The organism is Methylobacterium nigriterrae (assembly GCF_037106235.1).
Lineage (GTDB): Bacteria > Pseudomonadota > Alphaproteobacteria > Rhizobiales > Beijerinckiaceae > Methylobacterium > Methylobacterium nigriterrae.
In genome coordinates, this window is sequence record NZ_JBAWTG010001140.1 from 1 (window position 1) to 208 (window position 208).

At 62.5% G+C, this 208-nt stretch carries 1 pseudogene; it reads left to right on the forward strand.

Features of this window, described 5'->3' with window-relative positions:
- Positions 1–208: pseudogene (gene groEL / locus WDW90_RS41365) on the forward strand (chaperonin GroEL); the annotation flags it as partial.

The window sequence follows — 208 nt, forward strand, 5'->3', positions numbered from 1 at the left end:
GCAGAAGGTCGGCAACGAGGGCGTGATCACGGCTGAGGAAGCCAAGACCGCCGAGACCGAGCTCGACGTGGTCGAGGGCATGCAGTTCGACCGCGGCTATCTCTCGCCGTACTTCATCACCAACGCCGAGAAGATGGTCGCGGATCTGGATGACCCCTACATCCTGATCCACGAGAAGAAGCTCTCCTCGCTGCAGGCGCTCCTGCCG